This is a genomic window from Sorangium sp. So ce128 (assembly GCF_051525245.1).
GTDB classification, from domain to species: domain Bacteria; phylum Myxococcota_A; class Polyangia; order Polyangiales; family Polyangiaceae; genus Sorangium; species Sorangium cellulosum_B.
The window spans coordinates 4,068,899-4,094,254 of record NZ_CP150313.1 but is presented as its reverse complement, the minus strand read 5'-3'; the positions used below and the strand labels follow the sequence as shown (position 1 = coordinate 4,094,254).

The window sequence follows — 25,356 nt, the reverse complement described above, 5'->3', positions numbered from 1 at the left end:
CGCCGCCGCGCCTACGTCGTCCTGCGCGCGAAGAGCCGGCCGAACCGCGCCGACGCGCGCTCGCGGAGGGATGCCACGCGGGACCGCACCCGCCCCCAGCGCTCGCTGCGCGCGAGATCGTCGAGCAGCGAGTACGAGACCGGCGTGACGATCAGGGTGAGCAGCAGGCTCAGGGACTGGCCGCCGATGACCACCACGGCGATGGTCTGGCGCTCCTCGGCCCCGGGCCCCGTGCCCAGCCAGAGCGGGAGCATGCCCGCGACCAGGGCCAGCGTGGTCATCAGGATGGGCCGCAGCCGATCGCGGTTCGCCTGGAGGATCGCCTCCTCGCGCGGCACGCCCTCGCCCCGCAGCTTGTTCATGTGATCGACCTGGAGGATCGAGTTCTTCTTCACCACGCCGAACAGCACGAGGAAGCCGAGCGCAGAGTACAGGTTCAGCGTGTTCCCGGTCGCCCACAGGCTGAGCAGCGCGAACGGCACCGACAGCGGCAGCGAGAGCAGGATCGTCACCGGGTGCACAAGGCTCTCGAACTGCGACGCCAGGATCATGTACATGAGCACGATCGACAGGAGGAACGCCCAGATGAACTCGCCGAACGTCCGCTCGAGCTCCGCGCCGCGGCCGCGCACGCTGGTCGTGTACGCCGCGGGCATGTCCATCTCCCGGGCGGCCCCGCGCAGCGCCTCCAGCCGGTCGGCGAGCGCGTAGCCGGGGGCGACGCCGGCGCGCAGGCTCGACACCCGCTGGCGATCGAGCCGGTCGATGCGCGACGGGCTCCTCGCCTCCTCGATGCGCACCAGGTTGTCGAGGCGCACAAGGTCGCCCCGGAGCAGCGGCGTCCCGGCCGAGGGCGCCGTCACGCCGCCGGCGCCGCCCGGCGACGGCGCGGCCGGCGAGCGCGCCGTCCGGGGCACGTACAGGCGGCGGACGGCCGCCACCCGATCGCGATCCTCCTCGATGAGGCGCAGCTGCACGTCGTAGTTCTCGTTCTCGGCCTCGTCCCGGAAGCGCGAGACCGCCTGATCTCCGCCCACCATCAGGCGCAGCGCGGTCGCGATGTCCTGCGTCCGGACCCCGAGCTGCGCCGCGCGATCGCGCTCGATGAGCACCCGGAGCTCCGGCCGGTCGATCTTCAGCGTCACGTCGGCGTCCACGATGCCGCCGAGCTGCGCGGAGCGGTCGCGGAGCTCGTTCGCGTAACGCTCGAGCTGCTCGATGTCGGGGCCCTGGATCGCGAAGTCGATCTCGAAGTTCCCGCCGCCGATGTTGAACGACGGCACGTTGCGCACCGAGATCCGGAGATCGGAGTACTTGCGCAGCTTGCGCCGCACCTCCTGCATCACGTCCTTCTGCGAGTAGTTGTCCTTGAAGGCGCGCCATGGATGGCCGGAGAACGTCTCCCGGAGCAGCCGTGTCAGGGAGAACGTGCGCTCGTCGTGCGGGGCGATCCGCACGAAGGCCTCGCCCGCGCTGACGCCGCCCACGAAGCCGCCGCCCGCGGTGGCGAGCACGCTCCGCACCCCGCGCACCCCGCGGACGTCGTCGCCGATCTGCCGCATCACGTCGTCCATCGCGCCGATGCTCGCGCTGAGCGGGGCCGTGACGCGGATCTCGAACTGCGCGTCGTCCGCGCCCGAGGGGATGTACTCCTGCTTCACGAGCCCGTAGAGCGGCACGGCCGACGCCATCACCAGCGCGCCCGAGACGGCGACGAGCGCCCGGTGCCGCATCGCGAACGCGAGGGCGCGCGTGTACCTGGCCTCGAGCCTCCCGTAGAAGCCCTCCCGCGTCGCCGCCTCGCCCCCGCCGCCCGGCCCGTGCGCGCGGGCGCCCTCCTCGCGGAGCAGGCGCGCGCTCATCATCGGGGTCAGCGTGAAGCTGACGAGCAGGCTCACGAGGATCGCGACCGTGGCCGTGATCCCGAACTGGAACAGGAACCGCCCCGAGATCGACGACATGAACGAGACGGGGACGAAGATGACGACGAGCGACAGCGTCGTCGCGAGCACGGCGAGCCCGATCTCCTGCGTCGCGGCCCTGGCCGCCTCGAAGGAGTCCATCTTCTTCTCCTCGACGAAGCGGAAGATGTTCTCGAGGACGACGATGGCGTCGTCGATGACGATGCCCACCATCAGCACGAGCGCCAGCATCGTCACGCTGTTCAGCGTGAAGTCGAGCAGCCACATCATGCCGAACGTCGCGACGACCGACGTCGGGATGGCGACGCCCGCGATGATCGTGGACCGCCACGACCGCATGAAGAGCAGGACGACCGCGCACGCGAGGAGGCTGCCGAGGACGAGGTGCACGTTGATCTCGTGCAGCGCCGTGTAGATGTAGCCCGACTGATCGCGGATCACCTCTAGTCGCACGTCCTCGGGCATCTGCTCGGAGAGCTTCGCCAGGTTGGCCTTCACGGCCTCGATCACCGCGACGGTGTTGGCGCCCGACTGCCGCACGACGTCGAGGACGACGGTGGGCTTGCCGTCGAGGCGGGCCAGCGAGCGCTGCTCGTAGGTGCCGTCCTCGGCGCGGCCGATGTCGCGCACCCGGACGGGCCGCCCGTCGACGGTGGCGACGACCAGATCGTTGAACGCGCCCGCGTCCTCGATGCGGCCCATCGTGCGCAGCGTCCGCTCCTCCTCCTTCCCCGTGACGTTCCCCGCGGGGATGTTCGCGTTCTGCTGCACGATCGCGTCGCGGACGGCGGTGATCGGCAGGCCGTACGCGGCGAGGCGGTCGGCGTTCAGCCAGATCTTGATGGCGCGCTCCTGCCCCCCCACGACGCGCACCTCGCCGACGCCCGACGACCGCTCGAGCTGCACCCGCACGAGCTTGTCGGCCACCTCGGTGAGCTCCCGGATCGAGCGATCGGCCGAGAGGGCGATCGACATGACCGGGGTCGAGTCGTTGTCCTGCTTCGCGATGACGGGCGGCTCGGTGCCCACCGGGAGCCGGCGCAGCGCCGCCTGCACGCGATCGCGGACGTCCTGCGCCGCCGAGTCGATGTCCCGGTCGAGGTTGAAGGTGGCGACGACGACGGAGGTTCCGCTCGTCGAGATCGAGCGGAGCTCGGTGATCCCCTCGACGGTGTTGACCGCCTCCTCGATCTCCTCGGAGATCTCCGACTCGACGTCCTCGGGCGCGCCGCCGGGGAGCGTGGTGCGGACCGAGACCGTCGGCAGGTCCACGGCGGGGAAGCGATCCACGCCCAGCTTGAAGTACGCCACGGCGCCGACCACCACGAGGGCGAGCGTCAGCATGGCGGCGAACACTGGGCGCTGGATGCAGATCCTGGCGAGCGCTTGCACCCTAGCCCCCTTCCACCACGCGCACCGGCTGCCCCTGCTGGAGCGACCCGGGCCGGGCGACCACGGACTCCCCCACCGCGACGCCGGACACGATCTCGACCCGATCCCCCGACGTCTTTCCGGTGGTGACCAGCTTCTCCTTCGCCTTGCCGTCCTCGACCGTGATGACCTTCGCGAGGCCGGCGAACCGGACGACGGCGGTCGCCGGCACGGTCGGCACCGGCCTCGAGCTCACGACGATCTGCGCGCTGACGAGGCTCCCCGGCCGCAGGTGGCCGGGGTTCTTGATGTCGCTCTCCACGAGCAGGGTGCGGCTCTGCGGGTCGATCGCGGGCGCGAGGCGCGCGACCGTCCCCGGATAGGTGGCGCTGTCGCCCTGGAGGGTCACGCGCACGGGCTGGCCCGCGCGCACGCTGGCCGCCTCGAGCTCGGGGATGGCCACGCGCAGCCGCAGCGGGTCGATCCGGACGACGTCCACGATCGACGCCCCCGCGGCGAGGTACTGGCCGACGTTCGCTCTCCGCACCTGGACGACGCCATCGAGCGGCGACCGCACCAGGGTGTCGGCGAGCTGCTGCCGCGCCATGCGCAGCTCGGAGCGCCGCTGGCGGACGGCGGCCTCGCGGATGCGCACCTCCTCCCGCGCCGACTGCACGGCGGTCTCCGCGCGGACCGCCGCCGCCTCGGCCGCGTCGAGGTCCATGCCCGACATCAGCCCTTCCCTGGCGAGCCCCCGCGCCCGGACCTGGTTGGCCTGCGCTTCCTTGAACGTCGCGAGGGCCTGCCTCACCACCGCCGTGCCCTCGATATCGAGCTCGCTGTCAGGCCCGTCCGGGGGCAAACCGAGCTGGGCGCGGCTCTGCGCCAGCGCGGCCGTGGCCTGCTCGATGCGCAGCTCGTAGTCCCGCGCCTCCAGCTGAGCGATGACCTGATCTCGCTGGACCGGGCTCGCCAGGTCGACCGAGATCGAGGCGAGGCGCCCGGCCACCTTGGCCCCGAGCGTCACCTGCTCGTCGGCGTCGAGCGTCCCCGAGATGTCGACGGCCTGCTCCATGACGAGCTCCGTCACGGGGGCGAGCGTCACCTCCTTGACGCTGGCCGCAGGCTTCTCCGCCTTCGCGCCGCCGGGCTGGGACGCTCCCTGATTGCACGCGAGGCACTGCAGAGCGGCCGCGAACGCGACCGCCGATGTCCAGAGCACCCTTGGCGGGCCGGAGGCGCGGTGACGGGAGTTTTCGGGCTGGCGAAGCTCGGGAAGGACAGTCCACATGGCGGCGGCCTCAGATGACCAGGAACGCCCCCCCGAGCGCGTGTTCGCCGCAGGATACTGACGGCATCAGGGTTGGAGCGCAACGTGCGCGCGGGCACGCCGCAGCGGTGTCCGCTTCGCGAAAGCGGCTCGGATCGGGCTCTCGACGTGTCGGATCGCTCTGCCGTCCTATCGGATCGGCTCTCGGCGTGTCCGATCGCGCTCTCGGCGTGTCCGATCGCGCTCCCGGCGTGTCCGATCGCGCTCCCGGCGTGTCCGATCGCGCTCCTGCCATGTCGGATCGGGCTACCGGCATGTCCGATCGCGCTGCCGTCAGGTCGATTCAGGCTCAGGCGCTGCCGGTGTCGGGCTCGATACAGTCGTTTCGGGCTCATCCTGCTTCACCGCGCGCCGACGCGCGCGGGCACGCGCGCTCGACGTGCGGAAGAGCGCGAGCACCTTGCGCTCGTCGCGGTAGACATAGCGGCCTGCGGCGCGGATCTCGTCCATGGCCTCGCGCAGCCACCAGAAGGCGCGATTCCGGAGTGCCATCGCGGCGTCGCCGTGGGGATCGACGGCGCGCTCCGCCGCGCCGCTGCTGAGCGCCGCGGCGAGCTCACGGGCGCGCTCCGGGGCGCGCTTCGGAAGATCGGCCCTGGCCAGCGCGTCGCGGTGCTGCTCGAGGAGCTCGGCGAGCTGGCTCAGATCGCTCACCAGATCGGCGACGCCGGCGCCAAGGACGATCCCGTCGACGCGCCGCTCCACGTCCTCGTCCGCCGCGAGGAAATAACGGAGCGCCGCGATGGCGTCGCGCTTGAGGGCTTCCGCGTCCTTGCGCTGCGCCCGCAGGTCCGAGGAGAGCGGGAGCGTGCGGACTTCGGTCCAGGCGGACTCGGCGGCGGCGAGCTGGTCGCGCCGGGCAGAGATCGAGGTGCCGACCTCCTTCGAGAGCCTGCTCTTCTTGTAGATCTCCTTGCCGAGCTTGCTCAAGGCGACCTCGAGCTCCCGCGCCTCCTGCAACGTATCGGAGACGGGGTGGTCGATCGGCGCCTCATAGGCAGGATCGAGATCGAGCAGCTCCTGCCGCTGGGCGGCCGTGAGCGTCGACTTCTTCTTGCCGCCGCGCTGCGGCTCCGCGGAGGGCTTCTCGCCCTGCGGGTCCGCGTCCGAGGCGGCCTCGGTTCGTGACTTCTTCTTCTTCTTTTCGCTGGCCATCGGCGTGAGCGTACGGCAGCTCGCGCCATGCGGTCGAGCGTCAAGGGCGCGTGCTGCCGGCCTGCCGAGGGCGCCGGCTACACCCGGTGCAGCAGAAAACCGCCATGACGCCAAGGCCGCCAAGAGAAGAGGGGAAGATCCCGTCACGGCGTCTTCCGCGCCTACTCCGCTCGTTCCCTGGCGCCCTCGGCGTCATGGCGGTTCGCTTCGTCGCCCGACTTCCCGCAGCGATGATGGCTGGTCCGGATAGAGGGGATATCCCTGGCGTCGTCGATCGAAAGGTGAACGGAGTCCATCCCAGGCTTCCTTGCTCGAGACGAGAGAGCTGGGGCCGTCGCCCTCACATCGCTGCTCCCGCGGGAGCGGACATCGCCTGTCCCGGCCCGCCCGGCGCGGCCGCAGTCACAGGCAGGAGCGGCACGCCGTCGCGGTAGATGACCACGTTCCCGAGCGCGGCCGGCACCCGCGGCCCCGGCGTGACGATGCCGACCAGGTTCAGCGGGTCGCACGCCGAGAGCTGCACGATCTCGCCGGACAGGGGCTCTCGCCGGACGGCGCGGAGCGCGTCGAGCGCCTCGGGCAGCGCGAAATGCTCGCCCACGAAGCCGGCGACGAGGTGCCCTCCCCGGAGCTGACCCGCCATCTCGAGCCGCCGGTAGACCCGGAGGAGGTCGCGCCACGCGGGCGGCCGCGGCTCGCGCGCGAGCAGCTCGCGACAGACCACGCCGTAGCGGCGGAGGTACTGGTGCGCGAGCGCCTCGACGGCGTCGGGGCCCTCGGCGCCCTCACCGGCAGCGGGCGCGAACGCGTCCGGGCGCGCTCGCAGGAGCGACCACCTGCCCGACGCGACGGGGCCACCCCGGCGCGCCCCGCCGCGCAGGCGGCCCGCGCCCAGCGCGACGGCCGCGCCGCCGCCGAGCAGCGAGCGCAGCGCCGCGAAGCCGTCGCCGGTCACGAGCCCCGCGGCGACGAGCTCCCAGAGCGCCTCCTCGACCTCGTCCCGGGAGCGGCCCGCGCCGCCCACGCCGCCCACGCCGACGGCGAGGTCGTCGAAGAACGACGCGCCCGCGCGCGTCAGGAACGACAGCACGCCCTGCGCCGCCTCGGAGAGCGACGCCGGCGGCGGCGCACCCTCGGCCTCCCGCGGCGCGAGGAGCCACGGGAGATCGCGGCGCAGCGCCAGCGTGATCGGCGCAGCGCGCGTGGGCGCCGCCGCGTCGCGCGGGACCACGCGGCCCCACGCCACCTCGCCGGACAGGCAGAGCGCGTCGAGCAACCCCTCGTCGTAGCCGGCCACGCGCGCGGGCAGCACCGCCTGCTCCCACGCGCCGGCGGCGAGCTCGAAGCCCTGCAGCTGCTCGATCACCCGCCCGAGGCCCCCCGGCCCGCGCGCCTGCGTGCCCGGCCGCACGCCCTGCCACGCAAGGAGGAACCGGAGGAGCTCCGCCGCGGTCGCGGGCTCGATCGCCTTGCGCAGGCCGGTGACGGTGCGGCGGTGGATGCGGGCGAGGAGATGGCGGTCGCACCACTCCGTCGACAGATCGCCTGCGCCGCCCGCGGCGGGCTGCGCCGGCCGCGACGGCGCGCTCGGGAGGAAGCGCCCGCGCAGCGCGCCGCCGGCGAGCTCGATCCGCGCGAGCGCGGACAGCGCCTCGTACGCGGGCACGTCGAGCCGCGACGCGAGATCCTCGGTCGAGATCGGCCCCGCGGCGCTCAGGAAGCCGCGGACGAGCGCCGTGATCGCGGCGCCGCGATCGACCGCCCCGGCGGCCCCGCGCACGGCGGGCGGCACCGCGACGTCGGGCGCAAACACCGCCTCCGGCCAGATCACCTCGACCAGCGGCCGCCGCTCGGTCGCCACCCAGCGCGGCGCGCGCGGCGCGCCGGCCCCCGCGCCCGGAGCAGCGCCCACCTCGGCCGCGCGCCCGGCGGCGCAGAGCGCCTCGAAGTGCCTCGCGAGGCCGCTCCGGATCCCCTCCTCCGCGGGGAGCGCGACCCGGTCGAGCAGGAGCTCGTGCAGCTCGTCCGCGTCGCGCACGTCCGGCCGCGCCTCGGCGACCACCTCGGCGACGACCGCCGGATCGAGCCCGCCCAGCCGCTCGGCGACCTCCGCCGGGAGCCCGCGCCGCACCCGGACCGCCCTCGCGCGGCGCTCCTCCAGCGGGGCGTCGTCGAGGAACGCATAGGGGTTCGCGTTCAGGATCTCGTGCGAGAAGACGCTCGGCTCCGGCGTGTCGAGCGCGACGACGCGGATCGCCCCGCTGCGCAGGCCGACGAGCAGCGCGCGCAGCCCCTCGACATCCATCAGCTCAGTCAGGCAGTCGCGCAGCGCCTCGCGGACGAGCGGGTGATCCGGCGGATCGACGTGCGCGAAGAGCCCGTGGTTGTCCTGGCAGCCCTGCTGCTCGGGGAAGATCGAGAGCAGGAGGTCGTCGGCGCGCATGCGCTGGAGCGCCGGCGGCACCCGCCGGCCCCCGCGGAACCGGAGCAGCGCGAGCGCGCGGGACGCGGCCCAGCGGAAGCGCGTGCGGAACATCGGGCCCTGGAGAGCGGCCTGGACGAGCACCTCCTCGAGGCCCTCGGGGCGGACCAGATCGAGCACCTCGTCGATCGGGAGCCCGTGCTCCGCCGACAGCGAGAGCAGCACGCCGTCGTCGGTCGCCGCCGCCTGGAGCTCGAAGTCGAACGAGCGGCAGAAGCGCTTGCGCAGCGCGAGCCCGAGCGCGCGGTTCACGCGGCCGCCGAGCGGCGTATGCACGACGATCTGCTGCCCCCCGGCCTCGTCGAAGAAGCGCTCGACCACGACGGTCGCGCCGCCCGGGACCGCGCCGAGCGCCGCGCGCCCCGCCTCGATGTAGTCGCGCACGAGCAGCGCCCCGCGCGCGTCGAGCGCGCACGCCTCCATGAGCCAGCGCGCCGCCCGGGACCACGCCGCCCGCGCCTCCTCGCCGCCCTGACCCCGCTCGGCCGCCGGCCGCGGCCCATCGGCCCGCTCCTCGTCGAGGCGCGCGGCGACCTCGGCGCGGAGCGCGGCGACCTCGGCCGAGAGCTCCGGCGTGCGCGCCGGCGCCTCCCCGAGCCAGAACGGCACCGTCGGCGCGGCGCCGTGGGCGTCCTCGACCCACATCTGGCCGCCCTCCAGCCGGAGCACCCGCCAGGAGGTGTTGCCCAGCAGGAAGACGTCGCCCCCGGACGACTCGATCGCGAAATCCTCGTCGAGCGTGCCGACCTTGGTGCCGTCGGGCTGGAGCACCACATCGACGGCCGCGATGTCGGGGATCGCCCCGCCCGAGGTGAGCGCCGCGAGCCGCGCGCCGCGCCGCCCGCGCAGCCGGCCGCCGATCGCGTCGCGGTAGACGAGCGACCCGGCCCGCTGCCGCGCGCCACGGGCCGCGGACGCGCCGTCGTCCGCCGCGGCGGCGCCGCCCGAGACCATGGCCACCACCGCGTCGAAGTCGCGGCGCGAGAGGCCTTCGTAAGGCGCGGCCCGGCGGACGAGCGCGTAGAGCCCCTCCTCGTCCCGCTCCTCGCAGGCGCACGCGGCGATGATCTGCTGCGCGAGCACGTCGAGCGGCCCCTCGCGCGACGCCATCCGATCGAGCTCGCCGCGGCGCGCCGCACGCACGATCGCCGCGCACTCGACGAGCTGGTCGCGCGTCAGCGGGAAGAGCCGCCCGCGCGGCGTCGCGGCGAGGGCGTGGCCCGAGCGGCCGATGCGCTGGAGGGCGACGTTGATCGACCGCGGCGAGCCGACGAGGCAGGCGAGGTCGACCGCGCCGACGTCGATGCCGAGCTCGAGCGAAGCGGTCGCGACGACGACCCGGAGCTCCCCGGCCTTGAGGCGCCGCTCCGCCGAGAGGCGCCGGGCCCTGGAGAGGCTGCCGTGGTGGGCCGCCACGACGTCCTCGCCGAGCCGCGCGCCGAGCGCGTGCGCGACCCGCTCGACGAGGCGGCGCGTGTTGACGAACACCAGCGTCGACCGCGCTCCCTCGGCGAGCGCCGCGATGCGGTCGTAGATCTCGGTCCACTGCTCGTGCGTACAGACCGCGCCGAGCTCGTCGCGGGGCACCTCGATGGCGAGATCGAGGTCCCGCCGCTGCCCGACGTCGACGATCTGGGGCAGCTCGCGGGCGCCGGCGACGAGCCGGGCGGCGATCTCGATGGGGCGGACCGTGGCGCTGAGCCCCACGCGCTGCGGCCGGGCGCCGCCCTGGCCGACCACGAGGTCCTCGAGCCGCTCGAGCGAGAGCGCGAGGTGGGCGCCGCGCTTGTCGCCGGCGATCGCGTGGACCTCGTCGAGGATCACCGTGCGCACCCCGGAGAGCGCGCGCCGCCCCGACGCGCTGGTCAGCAGGATGAACGCGGACTCCGGCGTCGTGACGAGCACGTGCGGCGGCCGGGCCGCCATGGCGCGCCGCTCCTGCGCGGGGCTGTCGCCGGTCCGCACGAGGGCCCGGATGCCCGGCGCGGGCAGGCCCGCGGCCTCCATGGCCGCGGAGATCTCGGCGATCGGCTGCTCGAGGTTGCGGTGGACGTCGTGGGAGAGCGCCTTCAGCGGCGAGATGTAAAGGACGTCCGTGCGGTCCTGGAGCGCGCCACGCGCCGCGTCGCGGACGAGCCGGTCGAGGCAGAAGAGGAAGGCCGCGAGCGTCTTGCCGGCGCCGGTCGGCGCGCTGATCAGCGCGTCGCGGCCGGCCGCGATGACCGGCCAGGCGCGCTCCTGCGCGGGGGCGGGGGCGCCGAAGCGGTCACGAAACCACCGGTCGACGACGGGGTGAAACATCCCGTCGAGGGTAGCCCGCCGGGGGGAGAGGCGGAAGCGAGAGGGGCGGCGGTTGGCGTGAGGGAGCGGCGCTGGGCGAAGGCCCGCGGCGACCTGGGCGAGCGCTCGACGAAAGAAATCGACAGATGCCTGTCGGGTTCTTTTCTGGCCTTCCGGATGAAGGAGTGAAGCGCGCGGAGTGCGGGGTGAGACGCACCCCGAGACCGCTCATGCTGCCGGAGCGAGGCGCACGGAAGGCCTCTCTCCAACCCCGAGAGGAGAACTCGATGCCTACCCCTACCACCGCGGAAGTGAAGCTCCCCAACATCCAGCCCCAGCGCACCGAGGCCGTGTACCTCGCGGCCGACGAGTCGCTGATGCAGCTCGTCGTCGACTACTACTACCGGCGTTATGACGAGTACTTCGAGCAGGAGGGCACGCTGCCGGAGCTCGGCGTGAGCTATCTGTACTCCATCCCGGAGTCGCCGAGGCTCAACCTGGCGCCGCTTCCGCCCCAGGTCCAGGCCGGCAGGTCCAACACGCTCTGCACGGTGGAGACGATCCGACTCGCCCTCACCTTCCCGGACCGCAAGGTGGAGTTCATCGCCAGGGCCGACATCCTGGCGACGTGCGTTGTGGCCGGTCCGCGGCTGATCATGAAGGTGGACAAGGCCGTGGCCACCACGCAGGGCCAGGTGGATCCTGTCGCGACCCAGGTGCTCGACAAAGTGGTGGTGCCGGCGCTGGTCAAGTGGCTTGAGCGCCTCCTGATCCCCGAGCTGACGCAGGGGCTCGGCGACATCCGGGCGACCTTGATCAGCGCGCAGGTGGAGGACGATCAGATCAACGGGTATGCACGGGTCTTCGGCGGGAACCAGGCCACGGCACCTGGAATGGCGATCCCGCGCACGGACCTCGCGCCGATCGAGGGGGCCGGGCGCGTGCGGCTCGTCGTGCGCGAGGACGCCATCAATGTGGCCTTCGAGGAGCTGGTCAAGGACCCCTCCTGGAAGGAGAAGGAGAAGGCCAGCTACTCGGTCTTCTCGGGCGAAGCCGAGGTGAAGGCGACCGTCTATTCCCCCAACCTCGAGATCTCCGAGGGCAAGGCCACGTGCACGCTCCGCGTCAAGGCGTACGCCAAGGTCTCGGGGAAAGTGGCCGGCATCGGCGAGTCCATCAAGCTGGAAGGAGAGTGCGTGCTCAGGCCCGTCGTGAGGTTAGAGCGCCTGGACGGAGACGCGAAGGTGGCCATCAACCTCGACGTGAAGCGCTCAGACATCGACATCAAGCTCGATGGGAGCTGGGGCCCGCTCGATTTCGCCCGCAAGTCGCTCAACAAGACCATCGACGCCCTGCTGGACGCCGTGCTGGACCAGGTGGCGCGCTTCGCCTCCAACATCCGGCTCGTCGCGTTCGACATGAACAAGCTCGCGAGATCGGCCGGCCTGGAGGTTGCCATCGGCCTGGACGAGCTGAGCTTCAAGAAAGAGATGCTCTGCGGGCAGTTCACCCTCCGCGAGCGCCCGTGATCTGATTATTGAGGAGACGTGGTGCGCGGAGCACGGCCCAGTCCGTGTCGCTCTCCATGACGAGCGCCTCCATGGCCCGTATGTCCGCATCGTGGTGACGGCAGACGCTCCGCGTGAGGAACAGCTTCGAGCGTGGCGGCGAGCTCTCGTGGTTCGGTGACCACTCTCGCCAGCCGACCTCGGCGCGACGTCTGCCCTCCGGACGCCCTGGCGATGTTCAGCGGGAAAAGCCCGTTTGGTTCATCGCTTTGTTGGGCCGCATCCGTCGACGGTCACGAGAGCACGTCGGTGGCGGTCTTCGCCCCAAGGACGTTATCGATCCAGCGGTCGAGGGTCGCGATGTCCGTGCATGCCTGGACGCGCGCGCTCTCGCTCTCGGTGAGCACGATCCCTGCACGCGCAAGAAGCCGAAGCAGCGTGTCCCTCTTGCCCTCACGCAGGCCCTCGAGCTTGCCCTCACGTAGGCCCGCGAGTTTGACGCGATCCATGAGCTCCCGCACGAACGGAAAAGTCGTCTCGCCTTCGATCTGCCGTTCCATGACCAACGGCCTCCAGAGCCCGCCGCATGGGCTCACGCGACCCGCTCCAGATGACTTGAAAATAGACCATGGCGTGCTCCTGGTCGAGCCGGCCAAGGGCAACGAGCGCCGCCCGGACCACGGTGAGCCCGTTCGGCCCGTTGCCGTGCGCCACCGCCGAAAGCACCGCCAGCTCGGTGTCCTTCTCCGCGTCGGCTGGGTCGGTGATCTCGGGTACGACGGCCGGACCGAGCACCAGCGGCTCGACGTTGCCGAGGCCCAGGCCGAGGTCGATGTTCTCCGCCGCCCAGTCGGCCACGCCGGCGTCCGGTGCGATCACGAGGACGACCGTGCCGCACCGCTTCCTGGCGCGCACGACCGTGACGTACGTCGGCCTGCGCCGCGAAGGTTACCGCCACACCAGCCGTGCGGCGCCGTCAGCGCCCGCCGCGGCCTCGCCGGGCCGCGCGATCCGCCTCTTCCTCGCCGAGCTCCTCCGACTCAGCCTCGTCCGCGTCGAGCGGCGCGATCCGCGACCTCTTCGACGCGCCCTCGACCGGCGCCGGCGGCGGCGCGCTCCCGCGGATCTCCTGCGCGATCCGCGAGAGCACCGTCGCGACCCCCTCCTCGACGGCGTGCCCGAGGTCCGCCGCGCTCTGCTCGAGGCGCTGCTTGCGCTCGAGGCGCTCGGCCCGGCGCTGCTCCTGCAGCCGCCGGTGCTGCTCTTTCCGCGCCTGCGCGGCGCTGCGCTCGAGCTCCCGGCGGATCTGCCGAGGGGACACGTCGCTGGAGAGCGCGCCGAGCGCGTGGAAGGCGAGCCCCAGGCCACACCCGAGCAGCGGCCAGAAGAACCACCACGGCCCGTCCGTGAGCGCGTTCACCGCGAAGAGGAACGCTTGCACGAGGAGGAACGAGAACAGGTGCGTGCGGAACCCCTTGCGCCGGCGCGCGAGGATGGCCTCGCGCGCCGCCTCCTCGCCCCGGACATGCTCGATGTCGCGCGACGCGGCCTCGATCGCGCCCCGGGAGATGCCGATCTCCTCGGCCGCCGCGACCAGCTCGTCATGGCTCACTTCGCGCGTCTGCGCATCCCGGAGGGCGCGCTCCAGGATGGCCCGCACCTCGGCCTCGGTGTACTGCCGCCCGCTCGGCTTGCCCGGTTTCACCATCGCTCTCCTCGCGACCGCGGGGAGCATACGCTTGACCGCGTGCGGCCGCGCCGCTTCCATGAAGGCAAGGATCCCATGAGCAGCGAAACCGCCTCACAACGCGTGGGGACCACGATCCGCAACAAGTGGACGCTGGAGCGGCTGCTCGGCGCCGGCGGCATGGCCGCCGTCTACGTCGGCGTCCACCGGATCGGCCGCCGGGACGCGCTCAAGATCCTGCACCCGCAGGCCGCGAAATCGAAGGAGATCTGCGACCGGTTCGAGCGCGAGGCCCAGGCCGCGAACCGCTTCCGCCACCCGGGCGCCGTCGAGATCCGCGACATCGACGTCGCCGAGGACGGGGCGCCTTTCCTGGTGATGGAGCTCCTCGAGGGCGAGTCGCTCGCCGAGCGCGAGCGCCGCCTCGGCGGCCTCCCGCTGGCCGAGGTGCTCCGCTTCACCGCGCAGGTGCTCGACACGCTCGCCGCGGCGCACGCGCAGGGGATCATCCACCGCGACATCAAGCCGCCCAACCTGTACGTCGTCGGCGACGGCGCAGCGGACACGCCCGCGCGCGGCGGCGTCCCGCGCATCAAGGTCCTCGATTTCGGGCTCGCGCGGATCCGCCAGGACTCCAGCCTCCAGGGGGAGCTCACGCGGATGGGCCTGGTGCTCGGCACGACGCCCTACATGCCGCCGGAGCAGGCGAAGGGCCGCGACATCGACACCCGCGCCGACCTCTTCGCGGTCGGCGCCACCATGTTCCGGCTGATCGCCGGCCGCCATGTCCACGAGGCGAGCACCGACTTCGACCTCCTGCTGAAGATGGGCAGGGAGCCGGCGCCGCCGCTCGCGCAGCGCGCGCCGCACGCGCCGCGCGACGTGTGCCTCGTCGTCGATCGCGCGCTCGCCTTCGACCGCGACCAGCGCTACCCCGACGCGCGCCAGATGCTGGAGGACGTGCGCGCCCTCCTGCGCAGCGAGCCGCCGCCGCGCGCGTCGCGGTTCGCGCACGCGCTCGCTCCGGACGCGATCACGCTGCGAGAGCAGCCGTCGCCCCGGGGCGCCGCGGACGAGGGCGGGCCCCCCACGATCCCGGTGCACCCCGCGAGCGTGTCGATCTCCCTCGATGGCATCGCCGTCGACTGGAGCGACGAGCCGCCCGTGAGCGGCGGATCCATCACCAAGGAGTGGGTGCGCCCCGAGGCCGCGAAGGAGGACTCGATCGCCGTCGACTGGAGCGACGAGCCGCTGGACGCGGGCGCGCCCGCCTCGCGCCCGGCGCGGCGCTGACCTGGCGGCGGGCGGTCCGCCAGCCGGGGCGAAAGCGCCGCTGCCGCCCGAGCAAGACGGGAGCCGCTCGGCTAAGATGCGCCGGCCATGCTCGGCGAAGCGAAGCGGATCTACCTGGCCACGCGGAAGAAGCACGATCAGCTCTTCAACACCTACCTGATGCGCCCGCTCGCCGGCGGCGTGGTCGCGCTCCTCGCGCGGACCGCGATCACGCCGAACCAGGTGACGCTGCTCAACCTCGCCGTGTTCGTCGTCGCGGCGGCGCTGCTCGTCGCGCTGCCCACGGCGGCGGGGGGCATCGTCGCCATCGCCGTGCTCGAGCTGAGCTACCTGCTCGACTGCGCCGACGGGATGCTGGCGCGCCACAAGCAGCTCGCGTCGAAGGAGGGCCACCTCTTCGACTTCTTCACGGACGAGCTCAAGGCGGTGCTCCTCTCGGGCGCGCTCTCGATGCGCCTCTTCAGCGCCGGCGGCCTCGGGCTGGACGGCGGCCGCTGGCCCGGCGGAGATCCGCGCTTCCTGCTCGCCGGCGTCGTCGGGGTCGCGGTGATCGCCTCGGCGATCTCGCTGACGAACTTCGTCCGCCGCCCGGAGATCAGCGGCAAGGAGACCTCGGTCTCCGCCTATTACGAGACCGCCACCGAGGAGCGGCCCCGGTCGCCCGCCGCCCGGGCGGCGGCGCTCGTGATGACGTTCCTGCGCTTCCTGAACCACTACCCGAGCCACATCTGGGCGTTCGCGCTCGCGGACCGGCTCGACGTGTTCTTCTGGATGTATGTGCTGATCAACCTCCTCTACCTGGCGAAGGGCTGGCTCGGGCTGCTGCTCAGGTTCGGACGGTCGTAGCCCCTCTTCGTCCCCCACCGTAGGGCCATGTCCTAGGGCGAGTGCGTCGAGACGACCACCCTGCGTTCATGTGTGCGATGACCGAACAGCATGATCCGCCCCGACGGACTGGTGGAGATCCTGGGCCCGGTTGCGGTATGAACGCACGATGGAGATCCAAGATCTGTCCGACTTCCTGCGCGCCGATCCTCGCTTCACCACCCGTCGCAAATGGCTGATCCTGAGCGAGTTCGTGTACACGTCCACGGGTGAGAAGGTGGAAGAAGGCTTCCGCTACTTCACCTGCCCGATCGGAGCGCTCACCGCCGCCCTGGAGAGGCGGGACTTCGCCGCCATCGCGAAGCTCCCCTTCGCCCTGGACGGGGATGGCGACCCGGACACCTCCGCGGTGCGCCTGGATCTCGCCTACACCGCGTCCGGCGCGCTCGCCGCCTTCCAGCCCGTGGAGTTTCGCGACCACGCGCCCACGCCCCTGTCGGCGCCCGTGATCCTCGAGCGTGCCGAGGCCCAGGCGCTCCGCGACGTCCTGCGAGAACTCGACCAGTCCGCCTAGTACTACAGCAGAGGTTCGAAGGCAGCACCCTTGGCACGCACGCAGCCGGGTGCTGCTCCGCTGCGCGCGCCGCGCGGCCATGCTGGCAGCCGCTCCTTGCAAGCTCCCCGGAGGCTCGGTTAAAGCGCCTCGATGCGGAGATCCCTTCCCTGGCTGGCTTGCTTCACCCTCGGCCTCGGGCCCGTCGGCTGCGGCACAGCGGGCGATGACATGACCCCGGCCACACCGTCGGAGTACAAGCACCCTTTGCCGGAAGGCGAGAGCATCTGTGGGCGAGCCGACTTCGAGGAGATGTTCCCTTTCTCCCTTCGATCCTCGACCCTCCCCGTGCTCGTGCACCATTACAAGGCGGAAGAGCGCGACACAGCGCGCCAGGTCCTCGCGTTCATCGAGGAGGGCTGGGACTATCATGTGCGCCGGATCGGCATGCGCCCGCCCATCGGCGATGGCGGAGAGTGCGGGCCGGACGACGCGTTCGATGTGTTCGTGTGGAGAGGCCACCGCAGCTGCCTCGTCGACGTCCTCGGAGGCGAGCCGTCGACCTCATGGGACGACCGGCACCCGTACATGATCGTCGATCCGTGGGGGCCTTACGGCGGCTCCGCTCTCGAGGAGACCGTGGTGCACGAGATGGCGCACGCCTCGCAGGCCGCGGACGACTGGAGCGAGAGCCCCGTCGTCTTCGAGATGTCGGCGACGTTCCTCGACCAGGTCCGCGCGGATCGCTATACGAGCGACGGCCTGGCCGATTTCCAGAGGCACCCGGAATGGGCGATCGACCACAACGACCATTACGAGACATGGTCCATGTACGGCGCCTCCATGGTGCTTCTCTACCTCAAAGATCGGTTCTTCGACGGCGATCCGAAGTTCGTCTCGCGCATGTGGCTCGGGGCGCGCGACGCCCCCGCCACAGGCGACGGCGCGCAGCCCAACGAGCCTGACTTCGTCGATGCGCTCGACGCGATGCTCCGAGAGGCGGCGGGCATGAGCTATGTCGAGGCCGTCCCCGAGCTCGCGCGCTGGCGCTGGTACACCGGCGATCACATCGACGATCGCCATTTCCGGCACTTCGCGGGCGGCCTTCAGAACCTCGCGGCGGCGAAGCTCTCGCTGGCAGCCCAGGTCGAGGCCAGGCCGGGCAGGATCGACGTCCGCGAGCGCGCGCCGATGTTGCTCGGCACCAGCTATATCGAGCTCTCGGCAGGAGCGGACACGCCACGATCGCTCCGGGTGTCGCTCGAGGCGCCCGACGACGCGAGGCGCCGCTTCGTCGTCCAGGCCGTCCCCGGTCTGACGCCCGACTCGGACGGCGAGATCCTGGACCTGTCGTCCGGCTCCGCGGAGATGAGGCTCGCGGCGGACGGGAAACGAACGCTCGTGGTGACCGCACTGCCCACCGGGTCCTACGATCCCGACACGAGAGGTGAAGAGCGGTATCCGTTCACCCTGATCGTGCGCGACGGCGCGGCCGCCGTCGCCGACGTCGAGGCGCGTCGAGGGCGGCTCTCGGCGCCTGATCCGAGGTGAGGCGCCGAGAGCCCACCTCCCGGCCGACTGCCGAAAACTGGCCCTCCTCCCCCTCCTGTGCACTACGGTCGGCGCGCCATGGACACGCCGCCTCGAACGCGCGCCGCAGCCACGCTCGCGGCGAGCCACCATGCGCTCGCGCTCCTCGCGCTCGCCGCGTCCCTCTCGGCCTGCGGGCGCTCCGGGAGCGCCGCCGACGCGCCCATCGAGCTCCCCGGCGCCGCCGGAAGCCAGAAGGCGCAGGGCGCCTCCGCCGCCGCCCTCGCTTCCCCCGCGGCCGTCGCCTCCCCCGCCCCGGCCGAGGATGAGCCGCCGCCCGGCCTGCCCGAGGGCCCGCCCATCGTCTCGCTCGGCGGCGTCGCCACCCCGCCGGCGCCGATCCCCGAGGGCCGCCCGCGGCTCGCCAGCACCTCGATGCTCACCCGCGTCCTTGCGCGGCCCAGCGCCGACGCGAAGCCCGTCGGCTTCCTGCGCGCCGGCGCGGTCGTGGAGATGGATCCCGAGCCCGCCGGCACGTCCGGCTGCCCCGGGGGCTTCCGCAAGGTCAAGCCGTTCGGCTACGTGTGCGTCGGCCCCGACGCGACGCTCGACCTCGACGACGAGATCGTCCGCGCCGCGGCCCGCCGCCCCGACGTCACCCACAAGCTCCCGTACATGTACGGGACCGTCACGCGCGGCGGCCCCGCCTACGCGCGCATCCCGACCGAGGACGATCTCGCGCGCTTCGAGCCGAGCCTCAAGAAGCACCTCGATCGCTGGGCCAAGGACGAGGAGAGCGGCGCCACCTACGGCCTCGACGTCTGGCTCAAATGGAGCGCCGAGCCCGCCCCGCCCGCGCTCGACGCGCTCGCGCAGCGGATCACCGATCGCGAGATCCCCTGGTACCTGCGCGACGGCCGGCGCGCCCCCAACCTCTCCGGCCTCATCAAGACCGATGACGCCGTGAAGATCGACGAGGTCTCGCGGCGCAACGGGATGGCCTTCCTCGAGTCGTTCCTCCACGAGGGCCGGCGCTACAACGTCACCACCGATCTGCGCGTCGTCCCGGCCGACAGGTTCCGCCCCATCCGCGGCTCCGAGTTCCACGGCGTCGAGATCGGCAAGGACGTCGACTTCCCGTTCGCGCTCGTGCGCCGCGCCGGGGGCAAGCGATGGCGCGTCGAGGGCAAGAAGCTCGTCGACGGCGGAGAGCTCGAGTGGCGCTCCGCCGTGCCCCTCACCGGCAAACAGCAGTTCTTCGGCGGCAAGCTGCACTACGAGACGAAGGACGGCGACTGGGTCGACGACCGCCACGCCGGCCGAATCGACCCTGCCAAGAAGATGCCTGCCTGGGGCAAGAACGGCGAGAAGTGGCTCGACGTCAACATCACGAAGCAGGTGCTCGTCGCCTACGAGGGCACGAAGCCCGTCTATGCGACGCTGATCTCGAGCGGCGAGGCGGGGCTCGATGACCACGAGTCCAGCACCGCGACCAAGCGCGGGATCTTCCGTATCCACACGAAATTCGTCACGAGCACCATGGACTCGGACACCGTCGGTGAGGAGTTCGAGCTGCGCGACGTGCCTTACGTGCAGTACTTCGAGGAGGGATATGCGCTGCACGGCGCGTACTGGCACGACAAGTTCGGCCGGCCCAAGAGCCACGGCTGCATCAACCTGTCTCCAGAGGACGCCCGCCGCCTGTTCTTCTGGACCGAGCCGGCCGTCCCGCCGGGATGGCACGGCGCAGCGCGCTCGCTGACCGGCACCGTGGTGTTCGTCCACCCCTGAGCCGCGCGGCGCCACGGCGCCACGACCACCACGCGCCCGGCAGCCCCTCGGCTCAGGCAGGGCAAGGGCAGCACGAACGCTCGGCGCGCTCGCACGCGAGAGGAGCGGGACAGATCGATCGGAGGTCACACGCCGTGCGACTGCCGGCTCGAACGGCGCCGGGGTCGTGGTAGCGTCCCGCCCATGCAGCTTGCCGTCGTGGGAACAGGGTATGTCGGCCTCGTCGCCGGCGCGGGGTTCGCGGATTTCGGGAATGACGTGGCGTGCGTCGACGTGTCCGCTGCCAAGATCGAGATGCTGAAGCGCGGAGAGGTGCCGATCTACGAGCCCGGCCTCGACGTGCTGATCGCAAAGAACACCCGCGACGGCAGGCTCCGGTTCTCCACCGACGTCGCCAGCGCCATCCGCGACGCCGAGATCGTCTTCATCGCCGTCGGTACGCCCCAGGCGGACGACGGCTCCGCCGACCTCTCCGCCGTCGAGGCCGTCGGCGAGACGATCGGCAAGAACCTGAACAATTTCAAAGTGATCGCCACGAAGAGCACGGTCCCCGTCGGCACGGCGGACCGGCTCCGGCAGATCATCGGCGCGAACGCCACCCAGCCGTTCGCGGTCGCGTCGAACCCGGAGTTTCTCAAGGAGGGTGACGCGGTCAACGACTTCATGAAGCCCGACCGCGTGATCATCGGCTCGGACGACCCGAAGGCGCGCGAGATCCTGCGCCACCTCTACAACCCGTTCGTGCGGGCGAGCGACCGCATCCAGCTCATGGACGCGCGCTCGGCCGAGCTCACCAAGTACGCCGCCAACGCGCTGCTCGCGTCGCGCATCTCGTTCATGAACGATCTGGCCGTGCTCGCGGAGAAGCTCGGCGCGGACATCGAGCTCGTGCGCAAGGGCGTCGGGGCCGACCCGCGCATCGGCACGAAGTTCCTGTTCGCCGGCCCGGGGTTCGGCGGGTCGTGCTTCCCCAAGGACCTCTCGGCCATCCTCTACACCGCGGGCTCCGTCGGGCACGATCTGGAGATCGTCCGGGCGACCGAGCGGATCAACGCGCGGCAGAAGCGGCTGCTCGCCAGCAAGGTGAGCGCCTACTTCGACGGCGCGCTGAAGGGGAAGACGATCGCCGTCTGGGGGCTCGCGTTCAAGCCGCAGACGGACGACATCCGCGAGGCGCCGGCGCTCACGCTCATCGACGCGCTGCTCGAGGCGGGCGCAACGGTCCAGGCGCACGACCCGCAGGCGATGCCGAACGTGCGCGCCATCTACGGGAGCCGCATCCTCCTGAGCGACGGCATGTACGGCGCGGCCGAGGGCGCGGACGCGCTGGTCGTCGTCACCGAGTGGCACGAGTACCGGCGCCCGGACTTCCACCGGCTGAAGCGCATCCTGAGCTCCCCGACGCTCTTCGACGGGCGCAACATCTGGGAGCCGGACGAGCTCCGCGGCATGGGGTTCGTCTACACGGGCATCGGCAGGAAGTAGCGCCCGACGCCGGTAGCGCGGCGCGGCACGCCACCGGCGCCGCGCCCCTCAGGCGTCGTCGTGGTCTGGCGGCGGCACCTGGCGGCGGGTGCTGGGCGCTTCCTCGCCGACGTACCGCGGCGAGCTCACCGGCGTGTGGATGCGGTTGCCCGGCAGCTCCTCGCCGAGGTGCCGCGTCCCGTTCGCGGGCGTGTGCCGCCGGCTGCTCGGCGGCTCCTCGCCGAGGTGGCGCGCGGCCAGCGGCGTCGGCATCGACATCCGCCGGCTGCTCGGCGGCTCCTCGCCGGTGTGCCGGTCCCAGCGCCGCTCGAGCATCTTCCGATCGACGCCGATGAGCCGCGCCGCGGCCGCCTTGTTGCCGCCGCAGCTCTCGATCGCGTGGTGCAGGACGGCGCGCTCGATCACCCGGAGCTTCGATCCCAGCCGCTCGGGCAGCGCGAGCAGGGCGCGCGCCAGCCGGTCGATCTCCGCGGTGGCGTCCACGACCGGCCGCTCGCGCGCGAGCTCCTCGAGCGTGGGGACGTCGATGAGATCGTCGTCCGCGAGCAGCCCCAGCCGCTCGACGACGTTCCGGAGCTCACGCACGTTGCCGGGCCAGGGCCGCCGGACCAGCCATGCAATCGCGTCGTCGGTGTAACGCAGCTTGCGCGGGAGCTCCGCGCTGAACGCGAGCAGGAGCTCGATGAGATCCGCGTCGCGCTCGGCCAGCGACGGGACGTGCACCGTGACGACGTTGAGCCGGTAGAAGAGGTCCTCCCGGAAGCGCCCCTCGCTGATGCGCTTCTCCAGGTCGACGTGGGTCGCGGCGAGGACGCGGGCGCGCAGCGGGATCTCCGACTCGGCGCCGAGCGGGCGGAAGCGGCGATCCTCGACGACGCGGAGGAGCTTCGCCTGGAGCTCGCCGGGCATCTCGGCGATCTCGTCGAGCAGGATGGTGCCCGCGCCCGCGAGCTCGAGCTGGCCGCGCATGCGCTTCTCGGCGCCGGTGAAGGCGCCGCGCTCGTGCCCGAAGATGAGCGACTCGATGAGCGTCCCCGGCAGCGCCGAGCAGTTCACCGCGATGAACGGCTCGCCGCGGCGCGAGCTCATCTCGTGCAGCGCGCGGGCGACCATCTCCTTGCCGCTGCCGGTCTCGCCGCGGATGAGCACCGTCTTGCTCGACTCGGCGACCCGCTCGATGATCCGGCGGACGCGCTCCATCCCCGCGGACGAGCCGATGAGCGCCTTCGTGCCGAACGTGCGGTCGACCCGCTCGCGGAGCCGCACCACCTCGCCCTTCAGGAGCAGCCGCTCGCGCTGCCCCTCGATGATCGGCAGGAGCATCTCCGGGCAGAGCTCGTCCTTCAGCACGTAGTCCTGCGCGCCGAGCCGCATGGCCTCCCGGATCTCGGAGAGCTCGCTGACCGACGTGACCATCAACGCCGGCGTGCTCCGCCCCGAGGCCCGCACCCGCCGCAGGATCTCCAGGCCGCCGCGGTCGCGCGGATCGTCCGACAGGCGCACGTCGAGGAGCAGGAGGTCCGGCGCGCTGCGCTCCACGACCGCCATCGCGTCGTCCAGGCCGACCGCCTCGAGCACCTCGACCTCGTCGAGCGCGGCCAGGATCTGCCGCAGCGTGCGGCGGCCGCTCCGCTGATCATCGACGATCAGGATCTTCACGCGACCTCGTCCTCCGCGGTCAGGGAGACGTCGGCGGCGGGGATCGAGATCACGAACCGCGTCGTGCCGTCGCGCCGCTCCGGCTCGATCAACCACCCGTGGGCCCGGACGATGCGGTGCGTGATGGCGAGCCCGAGCCCGGTCCCGCGGGGCTTCGTCGTGTACCAGGGCGCGAAGAGGCGCGACGCGTCCCCCGTGATGCCGGGCCCCGTGTCCCACACGACGAGCTCGGCGCCGCTCTCGGTGGTCTCCCAGACGACCCCGATCGTCCCCTTGTCGCCGGCCGCGTCGAGGCCGTTCGAGAGGAGGTTGACGAGCACCTGCGTGGCCTGATCGGGATCGCAGCGGAGCCTCGATCCAGCGCTCACGCGCGCCTCGATCCGCCGCTTGCCGAGCTGATCGCGCAGGAGCATCTCCGCCCGGCTGACGAGCTCCTCGACCGCGAGGCGGCGGCGCTCGAGCTTCCTGTGCGTCACCCGGCGCAGCCCCATGACGAGGCGCTCGAGGCGCTCGACCTCCTCGCAGCCGATGTCGACCTCCTCGGCGTCCAGGCTCTGGTTCTTCGATCCGCGCTTGAACACGGACCGGAAGAAGTTGATCGGGTAGCGCACCTCGTGGGTGATCTCGGCCGCGAGCGTCTCGATGAGCGCCGCGCGCTCGTCGCGCCACGCGGCGGCCTGCTCCCGCCGCCGCCGCTCCAGCTCCGCGTAGCTGTGGGCGTGCGCCATGGCGAGCGCGGCCTGGTTGCCGATCGTGCGGAGCAGATCGAGATCTTCGCTGGTGAACAGGGCGCCGCCGCGCTTCTTGCCCACCTCGAGGACGCCGAGCAGCCGGCCGCGGAACATGACGGTCAGCGAGAGCTCGCTCGCGCTCGCCTTGGAGGGCTCGACCTCGATGACCCGCTCGCCGCTCGACTCGTCCGCCCTCGGCGCCGGCTCGCCGGGCGCGGCGCCGGCGCTGCCCGCGCCCGCGCCGTCGGCCGCGTCGACCGCGATGCGACGGAAGGTGACGCGCTCGCAGGAGAGCCAGCGCGCCACCGTGCGCTCGACCGCGAAGGCGACCTCGTCGGGATCGGCGACGAGCGTCAGCTCCTCGCTGAGCTGCTCGACGGTGGGCTTGTACTCCGCGCGCGCCGGGAAGAGCTTCCGATCGCCGGCGCCGAGCGCGGACACGACGAGCGCCGCGCTGACGACGGCGGCCGGCGCCGCGACCTTGATCGCGCCGAGCAGCGGGAGGCCGGCGTACCCCGCGCACGCGGAGCAGAGGATCACCGTGAGGGCGACCATCATGCAGGCGATGATGACGCGCGTGAGCGGGCGCGACAGGAGCGCGCGGCTCCCCCAGAGGTCGTAGCGGATGAACGCGACGACGCTCGAGACGGGCGTGAGGGCGAGCGCGGGGATCGCGAACCACGCGAGCGTCGACGCCGGGGCGCCGAGCATGGCGAGCATGAAGCCGAGGGCGATCACCACGTGCGGCGGCGCCATCGCGAGGAGCAGCGCGCGCAGCGTGCGGCGGCGATCGCCCTCCGCCGCGGCGAAGCGGAGGATCAGCGTGGTCGCGAAGAAGAAGAACGACGCCACGAACAGGATCGCGCAGACGCTCCGGAGCGCGACGGTGGTCCAGCCCATGGCGTGCGAGGCGAGCAGCGCGGCGGCGAGCAGGCCGCCGAGCCCGTGCGCGATCCGCGCGAAGACGGGGTAGCGCGCGATGAGCGGGACGTCGTCCGGCAGCCGCAGCGCCAGCGTGAAGAAGCTCATCGGGACGAGCGCGTAGGCGACGTGGAAGAACGGGACGAGGTGGCGCGAGCTGTGGTAGTCGAACAGCGCGAACTGGAAGAGCGCGGCGAACAGCGCGGCGCTCGCGAAGGCGCGGGCGAGCTTGCCGTGGGGGCTCGCGCTGAGGGCGATGAGCGCGGCGCCCACGTAGAGCGAGGCGACGACCATCAGCCCGCCGGCGTAGAACCACCAGGCGAGCGCGTCGAAGGGGACGAGGGAGAGCTCGACGCCGCGCAGCCCCTCCGCCGTCTCGACGCGGGCGTGCACCGAGCGGTGCCCCTCGCGCGCCGCCCGCTCGACCGCGGCGTCCCAGGCGCTCGCGCGGTAGCGCCCCGCGGTGCTCTCGAGGCGCCAGCCGTCGACCTCGACGACGCGATCCGGGTACCGGAGGCCCTTCTGGAAGCCCTCCCAGGACGGCAGGCCCACGCTCGAGACCACGCCGTCCGGATCGACGAGCACGCCAGGGAACGGGCGCTCGTACCAGCTCAGAGCGCTCCTCATCCCCGAGCCGCCCAGCACGAGCGCCGCGAGGACGACCACCGCGAGGAGCCAACGGCGATTCTCGATAGCTGGCATCGGGAGAGCCGACGGCGCGCAAATTGCGCCGCCAGCCGTTCACGATACGCTGGAACTCCGGGTGAACCAACGGGGCTCGCGCGCCGGACGGGGCGCAACGCGCCCGTCACCCGCGATCCCGGCGCCCCAGC

General features: G+C 72.3%; 16 protein-coding genes. 7 read left to right on the top strand and 9 right to left on the bottom strand.

The window, feature by feature from the left end; all coding sequences use genetic code 11:
- Positions 1-11 precede the first annotated feature (11 nt).
- From WME82_RS15750 to WME82_RS15735, 4 genes are all read right to left on the bottom strand, one after another.
- Positions 12-3,314 carry an efflux RND transporter permease subunit gene (locus tag WME82_RS15750; protein ID WP_438043502.1) on the bottom strand — a complete coding sequence of 1,101 codons (3,303 nt, stop codon included), beginning with the start codon at positions 3,312-3,314 and terminating at the stop codon, positions 12-14.
- A gap of 1 nt (position 3,315) precedes the next feature.
- Positions 3,316-4,584: an efflux RND transporter periplasmic adaptor subunit gene (locus WME82_RS15745; RefSeq protein WP_438043501.1), complete on the bottom strand. Its 1,269-nt coding sequence runs from the start codon at positions 4,582-4,584 to the stop codon at positions 3,316-3,318.
- Between the two features lie 312 nt (positions 4,585-4,896).
- Entirely contained in the window at positions 4,897-5,778 is an 882-nt protein-coding gene (locus WME82_RS15740; RefSeq protein WP_438043500.1) for a hypothetical protein, read from the bottom strand.
- 340 nt (positions 5,779-6,118) lie between these two features.
- A complete protein-coding gene (locus tag WME82_RS15735) occupies positions 6,119-10,561 on the bottom strand; it encodes a DEAD/DEAH box helicase (RefSeq protein ID WP_438043499.1) in 4,443 nt (1,480 codons plus the stop codon).
- A 266-nt stretch (positions 10,562-10,827) separates the two neighbouring features.
- Here WME82_RS15735 and WME82_RS15730 point away from each other — a divergent pair, with 266 nt between their 5' ends.
- Positions 10,828-12,069: a hypothetical protein gene (locus tag WME82_RS15730; protein ID WP_438043498.1), complete on the top strand. Its 1,242-nt coding sequence runs from the start codon at positions 10,828-10,830 to the stop codon at positions 12,067-12,069.
- 272 nt (positions 12,070-12,341) lie between these two features.
- Here the strand turns inward: WME82_RS15730 and WME82_RS15725 are convergent, their stop codons facing one another.
- The 3 genes from WME82_RS15725 to WME82_RS15715 form a co-directional block, all read right to left on the bottom strand.
- Positions 12,342-12,557 (bottom strand): hypothetical protein, encoded by a 216-nt coding sequence (locus tag WME82_RS15725; RefSeq protein ID WP_438043497.1) that lies wholly within the window; start codon positions 12,555-12,557, stop codon positions 12,342-12,344.
- Positions 12,526-12,963, bottom strand: coding sequence for a hypothetical protein (locus tag WME82_RS15720; protein ID WP_438043496.1), 438 nt, complete (start codon positions 12,961-12,963; stop codon positions 12,526-12,528). The genes WME82_RS15725 and WME82_RS15720 overlap by 32 nt, the downstream gene beginning before the upstream one ends.
- 61 nt (positions 12,964-13,024) lie before the next feature.
- The gene (locus WME82_RS15715; protein ID WP_438043495.1) at positions 13,025-13,756 is read right to left on the bottom strand and encodes a 2TM domain-containing protein; all 732 of its coding nucleotides are present in this window, start codon (positions 13,754-13,756) and stop codon (positions 13,025-13,027) included.
- A gap of 75 nt (positions 13,757-13,831) precedes the next feature.
- On the opposite strand from WME82_RS15715, the gene WME82_RS15710 reads away from it, so the two are divergent.
- The 6 genes from WME82_RS15710 (at position 13,832) to WME82_RS15685 (ending at position 21,212) form a co-directional block, all read left to right on the top strand.
- The gene (locus tag WME82_RS15710; protein WP_438043494.1) at positions 13,832-15,028 is read left to right on the top strand and encodes a serine/threonine-protein kinase; all 1,197 of its coding nucleotides are present in this window, start codon (positions 13,832-13,834) and stop codon (positions 15,026-15,028) included.
- An 87-nt stretch (positions 15,029-15,115) separates the two neighbouring features.
- Entirely contained in the window at positions 15,116-15,874 is a 759-nt protein-coding gene (locus tag WME82_RS15705) for a CDP-alcohol phosphatidyltransferase family protein (protein WP_438043493.1), read from the top strand.
- 148 nt (positions 15,875-16,022) lie between these two features.
- Entirely contained in the window at positions 16,023-16,427 is a 405-nt protein-coding gene (locus WME82_RS15700; RefSeq protein WP_438043492.1) for a hypothetical protein, read from the top strand.
- Positions 16,428-16,559: 132 nt separating this feature from the next.
- Positions 16,560-17,957 carry a hypothetical protein gene (locus tag WME82_RS15695; protein ID WP_438043491.1) on the top strand — a complete coding sequence of 466 codons (1,398 nt, stop codon included), beginning with the start codon at positions 16,560-16,562 and terminating at the stop codon, positions 17,955-17,957.
- A 78-nt stretch (positions 17,958-18,035) separates the two neighbouring features.
- Entirely contained in the window at positions 18,036-19,727 is a 1,692-nt protein-coding gene (locus WME82_RS15690; RefSeq protein ID WP_438043490.1) for a L,D-transpeptidase, read from the top strand.
- Positions 19,728-19,910: 183 nt separating this feature from the next.
- A complete protein-coding gene (locus WME82_RS15685) occupies positions 19,911-21,212 on the top strand; it encodes a UDP-glucose dehydrogenase family protein (protein WP_437746290.1) in 1,302 nt (433 codons plus the stop codon).
- Positions 21,213-21,260: 48 nt separating this feature from the next.
- Here the strand turns inward: WME82_RS15685 and WME82_RS15680 are convergent, their stop codons facing one another.
- Positions 21,261-22,871: a sigma-54-dependent transcriptional regulator gene (locus tag WME82_RS15680; RefSeq protein WP_438043489.1), complete on the bottom strand. Its 1,611-nt coding sequence runs from the start codon at positions 22,869-22,871 to the stop codon at positions 21,261-21,263.
- Positions 22,868-25,225, bottom strand: a complete 2,358-nt coding sequence (locus WME82_RS15675; protein ID WP_438043488.1) for an ATP-binding protein — start codon at positions 25,223-25,225, stop codon at positions 22,868-22,870. The genes WME82_RS15680 and WME82_RS15675 overlap by 4 nt, the downstream gene beginning before the upstream one ends.
- Positions 25,226-25,356 lie beyond the last annotated feature (131 nt).

Coding starts and splice junctions, on each gene's coding strand:
- WME82_RS15745 (WP_438043501.1), bottom strand. CDS start 4,584: ATGTGGACTGTCCTTCCCGAGCTTCGCCAGCCCGAAAACTCCCGTCAC.
- WME82_RS15740 (WP_438043500.1), bottom strand. CDS start 5,778: ATGGCCAGCGAAAAGAAGAAGAAGAAGTCACGAACCGAGGCCGCCTCG.
- WME82_RS15735 (WP_438043499.1), bottom strand. CDS start 10,561: ATGTTTCACCCCGTCGTCGACCGGTGGTTTCGTGACCGCTTCGGCGCC.
- WME82_RS15730 (WP_438043498.1), top strand. CDS start 10,828: ATGCCTACCCCTACCACCGCGGAAGTGAAGCTCCCCAACATCCAGCCC.
- WME82_RS15725 (WP_438043497.1), bottom strand. CDS start 12,557: ATGGATCGCGTCAAACTCGCGGGCCTACGTGAGGGCAAGCTCGAGGGC.
- WME82_RS15715 (WP_438043495.1), bottom strand. CDS start 13,756: ATGGTGAAACCGGGCAAGCCGAGCGGGCGGCAGTACACCGAGGCCGAG.
- WME82_RS15710 (WP_438043494.1), top strand. CDS start 13,832: ATGAGCAGCGAAACCGCCTCACAACGCGTGGGGACCACGATCCGCAAC.
- WME82_RS15705 (WP_438043493.1), top strand. CDS start 15,116: ATGCTCGGCGAAGCGAAGCGGATCTACCTGGCCACGCGGAAGAAGCAC.
- WME82_RS15700 (WP_438043492.1), top strand. CDS start 16,023: ATGGAGATCCAAGATCTGTCCGACTTCCTGCGCGCCGATCCTCGCTTC.
- WME82_RS15695 (WP_438043491.1), top strand. CDS start 16,560: ATGCGGAGATCCCTTCCCTGGCTGGCTTGCTTCACCCTCGGCCTCGGG.
- WME82_RS15690 (WP_438043490.1), top strand. CDS start 18,036: ATGGACACGCCGCCTCGAACGCGCGCCGCAGCCACGCTCGCGGCGAGC.
- WME82_RS15685 (WP_437746290.1), top strand. CDS start 19,911: ATGCAGCTTGCCGTCGTGGGAACAGGGTATGTCGGCCTCGTCGCCGGC.
- WME82_RS15675 (WP_438043488.1), bottom strand. CDS start 25,225: ATGCCAGCTATCGAGAATCGCCGTTGGCTCCTCGCGGTGGTCGTCCTC.